1 protein-coding gene, 2 tRNA genes and 2 rRNA genes (2 of these 5 running past the window's edge) are annotated in these 5,000 nt (G+C 55.4%); all 5 read right to left on the bottom strand.

Annotated elements, in window-relative coordinates:
• Window positions 1-1,005, bottom strand: partial view of an IS4 family transposase gene (locus FJ430_RS08290; RefSeq protein ID WP_226892112.1) — the 5' portion only. The gene continues 90 nt to the left of window position 1, outside the view; the window shows 1,005 of its 1,095 coding nt (coding positions 1-1,005); its start codon is at window positions 1,003-1,005; the stop codon falls past the left edge of the window.
• A gap of 308 nt (window positions 1,006-1,313) precedes the next feature.
• A tRNA-Met gene (locus FJ430_RS08285) sits at window positions 1,314-1,390 on the bottom strand.
• Between the two features lie 215 nt (window positions 1,391-1,605).
• Window positions 1,606-1,720 (bottom strand): 5S ribosomal RNA (rrf, locus tag FJ430_RS08280).
• An 89-nt stretch (window positions 1,721-1,809) separates the two neighbouring features.
• A 23S ribosomal RNA gene (locus FJ430_RS08275) occupies window positions 1,810-4,608 on the bottom strand.
• 391 nt (window positions 4,609-4,999) lie between these two features.
• Window position 5,000 (bottom strand) — tRNA-Ala (locus FJ430_RS08270); it runs 75 nt beyond the window's last position.

The following is a 5,000-nucleotide window of genomic DNA, read 5'->3' as shown; positions in this document are numbered from 1 at the left end:
TAGTCCGATGCGGAACCATGACTTTTCGCGTCGGCCGTGGGCCTTTCGCTTGATGGCCTTCATACCCATGGTTTGGGTTGCACATCGATAGGCCCATGTGATTGCGATGGCGAGAATGGCTGTCAGGGTATCGATCTTGTCTGGCGCGGTCATTCTGGTGTCTTCGATGTTGAAGCCGCGGGTCTTGGCATCGCCGAACAGGCATTCGACGGCCCAACGGCTCTTGTAGGCTATGATGGCGGCCTTGGCGTCCTGGCTGTTGGTCATGACGATGAGCCATTCGCCCTGCTGGCCTTTTCTGCCGTCGATCCATTTGGCAGCGAAGGATAAACGGACGGATGCAGCCGGCAGGCCGGCCTCAAGCGTCGTGACGCTGCGGCTCTTGCGGCGCTTTCTCAGCAGGGTCTGGGGTGTCCAGAGCTTTCCATCGGCCAGGGCGACGCACTGGCCGACCTTGACGCGAATGGCAAACGGGACCTTGTTTTGCATCAGGAATTTGACCCAATCGGCGCCGATGAACTCGCGGTCGGCGAGCAGCAGTTCGATCGAAGCCGCGCCGAACAGGTCGAGATAGCGCCGCATCAACTCGATGCGCTGGTGCGTGTTGCTGTTGCCCTGGTGGTCGAGCACCGTCCACAGCAGCGGTACGCGAAAGCGTCGCGTCACGATGGCCAGCATGAGAATGTTGATGTCCTTGCAGCCGACCTTCCAGCTGGTGCGGTCGAGCGCCAGGCATTTGGGCCGCGACAGGTTCAGCATGCGCACGACGAGCTGCGCGACGAGTGCCTGATCCAGCCGGATCGACTGGAAGAAGCGCTGCAGGCGGCGATAGTTCGACCCGTGTTGCGCGGCCCCCGGAAACTGGCTCGCCACATGGCTCAGATTGACCGTGCGGCCTTGAACCATGCCGATGATCAGAACCGCGAGTGTTTCCAGGCGCGAATTGCGCAGTGCAAAATGACGGCTTAGGGTCTCGATGAGGGCGGTGTGAATCGTGGTCGGCATCGGCGGATCCTTTTGGCGAAGAATCCTCCAATCAAATCACTTCAAGCCGTCCTCACCCTTGCGTCGTGTACTGTGAGCGGATTCAGGCGACGCGCTTTAAGCCCTTTGTTTTCATGCATGTCGTTATCGCAAAACCGCTGCACACTTTTGCGCGACACGCATTCGTCGGCCGCAGATCAAAGCGAGCATCGCACTCGGCGCCAATGTGGAGGGAATGATTCGGCCCTGGCGAGAGCCTGGTGGCCCTTTGTGTCCGTCCGCGATCCTCCAACGCAAAACGGCCCGCGTTGAGCGGGCCGTTTTGAGTTTGGTTGCGGGGACAGGATTTGAACCTGTGACCTTCAGGTTATGAGCCTGACGAGCTACCGGGCTGCTCCACCCCGCGTCAACCACGAGCAAGCGTTTGCTTGCGATTACGAGCAAGCGTTTGCTTGCGTCCTTGAGGTAAGGTTTAACTTACCGGAATCAAGAGACCACCAAATGAAAGGGCCGCTTGCGCGGCCCATGATCCCGTTTGGCGGGCCTAAATATCGTAGGGAGAAGATTTGTCTCGATCCGGCTCTGTTTGGCCCGGATGTGAGCTGAACGTGCGCTTGGCAGACCTGGCAGCGACCTACTCTCCCGCGTCTTGAGACGAAGTACCATCAGCGCTGGAGCGTTTCACGGCCGAGTTCGGAATGGGATCGGGTGCAGCCGCTCCGCCATAACCACCAGGTCGGCAAAACGCACGTTCAAATCGAGAAGCTGTTTTCTGTGCCGGCGACAATCCTTCGGATTGCGCCTTGATGGATATAAGTAATGAGAACGATCAAGCCTATCGAACTATTAGTACCGGTAAGCTTCAAGCGTTGCCGCTCTTCCACACCCGGCCTATCAACGTGGTCGTCTTCCACGGTTCTCAGGGAATACTCGTTTCAAGGTGGGTTTCCCGCTTAGATGCCTTCAGCGGTTATCCCGTCCGGATATAGCTACCCTGCAATGCGGCTGGCGCCACAACAGGTCCACCAGAGATCCGTCCATCCCGGTCCTCTCGTACTAGGGACAGATCCTTTCAATATTCCTACACCCACGGCAGATAGGGACCGAACTGTCTCACGACGTTCTGAACCCAACTCACGTACCGCTTTAAATGGCGAACAGCCATACCCTTGGGACCTGCTCCAGCCCCAGGATGCGATGAGTCGACATCGAGGTGCCAAACAACCCCGTCGATATGGACTCTTGGGGGTCATCAGCCTGTTATCCCCGGCGTACCTTTTATCCGTTGAGCGATGGCCCTTCCACGCGGGACCACCGGATCACTATGACCGACTTTCGTCTCTGCTCGACTTGTCAGTCTCGCAGTCAGGCAGGCTTATGCCATTGCACTCAGCGAACGATTTCCGACCGTTCTGAGCCCACCATCGCGCGCCTCCGTTACTCTTTAGGAGGCGACCGCCCCAGTCAAACTACCCACCATACATTGTCCCGGACCCGGATAACGGGCCGCGGTTAGACATCCATAGTAATAAGGGTGGTATTTCAAGGGTGGCTCCACCTGAGCTGGCGCCCAGGTTTCAAAGCCTACCACCTATCCTACACATGCCACTACGAATGCCAATGTAAAGCTATAGTAAAGGTGCACGGGGTCTTTCCGTCTAACCGCAGGAACCCCGCATCTTCACGGGGAATTCAATTTCACTGAGTCTATGCTGGAGACAGCGGGGAAGTCGTTACGCCATTCGTGCAGGTCGGAACTTACCCGACAAGGAATTTCGCTACCTTAGGACCGTTATAGTTACGGCCGCCGTTTACTGGGGCTTCGATTCAGAGCTTGCACCCCTCCTCTTAACCTTCCAGCACCGGGCAGGCGTCAGACCCTATACGTCGCCTTGCGGCTTCGCAGAGCCCTGTGTTTTTGATAAACAGTCGCTACCCCCTGGTCTGTGCCACCCTCCTCTGCTTGCGCAGAAAAGGGTCACGCTTCTTCCGAAGTTACGCGTGCAATTTGCCGAGTTCCTTCAGCATAGTTCTCTCAAGCGCCTTGGTATACTCTACCTGACCACCAGTGTCGGTTTCGGGTACGGTCTATAAGGAGGAGCTATTTCCTGGAACCGCTCCGCTGCCCGTTCAATCCGATAAGATTGGACAACTTGTGCGATCCGTCACTACCTCCAGGCCCACGAATATTAACGTGGTTCCCATCGACTACGCGTTTCCGCCTCGTCTTAGGGGCCGGCTAACCCTGCTCAGATTAACTTTAAGCAGGAACCCTTGGTCTTTCGGCGGGGGAGTCTCTCACTCCCCTTACGTTACTCATGTCAGCATTCGCACTTCTGATACCTCCACCGCCCCTCACGGGTACGGCTTCATCAGCTTACAGAACGCTCCGCTACCGCTCGTGATTGCTCACGAACCCTAAGCTTCGGTGTATGGCTTTAGCCCCGTTACATTTTCGGCGCAAAGACCCTTATTTAGACCAGTGAGCTGTTACGCTTTCTTTAAATGATGGCTGCTTCTAAGCCAACATCCTGGTTGTTTTGGGATCCTCACATCCTTTCCCACTTAGCCATAACTTGGGGACCTTAGCTGTAGGTCAGGGTTGTTTCCCTTTTCACGACGGACGTTAGCACCCGCCGTGTGTCTGCCGACTAGTACTCCCAGGTATTCGGAGTTTGGTTAGGTTTGGTAATCCGGTGAGGACCCCTAGCCCATCCAGTGCTCTACCCCCTGGGGTATTCGGTCGACGCTCTACCTAAATAGATTTCGCGGAGAACCAGCTATTTCCGAGTTTGATTGGCCTTTCACCCCTAGCCACAAGTCATCCCGAACTATTGCAACAGTTATGGGTTCGGTCCTCCAGTAAGTGTTACCTTACCTTCAACCTGCTCATGGCTAGATCACTCGGTTTCGGGTCTAATGCGACGAACTGAACGCCCTGTTCAGACTCGCTTTCGCTGCGCCTACACCTATCGGTTTAAGCTTGCTCGTCACACTAAGTCGCTGACCCATTATACAAAAGGTACGTGGTCACCCTTGCGGGCTCCCACTGTTTGTAGGCAATCGGTTTCAGGTACTCTTTCACTCCCCTTGTCGGGGTGCTTTTCACCTTTCCCTCACGGTACTAGTTCGCTATCGGTCATGCACGAGTACTTAGGCTTGGAAGGTGGTCCTCCCAATTTCAGACAGGATTTCACGTGTCCCGCCTTACTCGAGGACGATTGATCGCATTACGCGTACGGGGCTGTCACCCGCTATGGCCCTACTTTCCAGAAGGTTCCGCTTGTCTCTCAATCGCCACTGGCCTGGTCCGGGTTCGCTCGCCACTACTTCCGGAGTCTCGGTTGATGTCCTTTCCTACGGGTACTTAGATGTTTCAGTTCCCCGCGTTCGCCACTTTATCCCTATGTATTCAGGATAAGTTACTATTAGCGATACTTGGAAACCACAGCAGCAGATTGCTCCGCTGCTCTGATTTTCCAAGTACCTTAGGTGGGTTTCCCCATTCGGAAATCTACGGATCAAAGGGTATTCGCACCTCCCCGTAGCTTATCGCAGCGTATCACGTCCTTCATCGCCTGTGCATGCCAAGGCATCCACCAATTGCCCTTAAGACACTTGATCGTTCTCATTGCCAATACCCATCGCGCGATCTCGCAGAGATCGTCGCACTTGAGCGACAATCCCTTCGGGATTGCGCTTCAATGGAATTGGCACAAAAAGACCAGCTTCTCGAGATCGGTTCGAGGGCGCGGTTAGGCAGACCCATCATATGCAAGGGATTGAGCGTCCCTTGCGACAAATCATGACCCTTGCGGGTCATGAAGTTCGAACAAATCTTCTCTTTACGATGTCAAACAGAACAGGCGCAGAGCACGAAGCTCGGCGCAAACTCTTTTTACGAATGACTTTTTCTCACCATCTCTACTCGACACCCACGCGGCAATCCTTGCGGATCGCGCCATCGCCAAACCGCAACGCGGCGGCTGAAGCGACAATCCTGCGGATTGCGCATT

The sequence above is a fragment of the Mesorhizobium sp. B2-8-5 genome (genome assembly GCF_006440675.2).
Lineage (GTDB): Bacteria > Pseudomonadota > Alphaproteobacteria > Rhizobiales > Rhizobiaceae > Mesorhizobium.
Note: the sequence above shows the minus strand (reverse complement) of the source record. Positions and strands in the feature narration are given on the sequence as shown.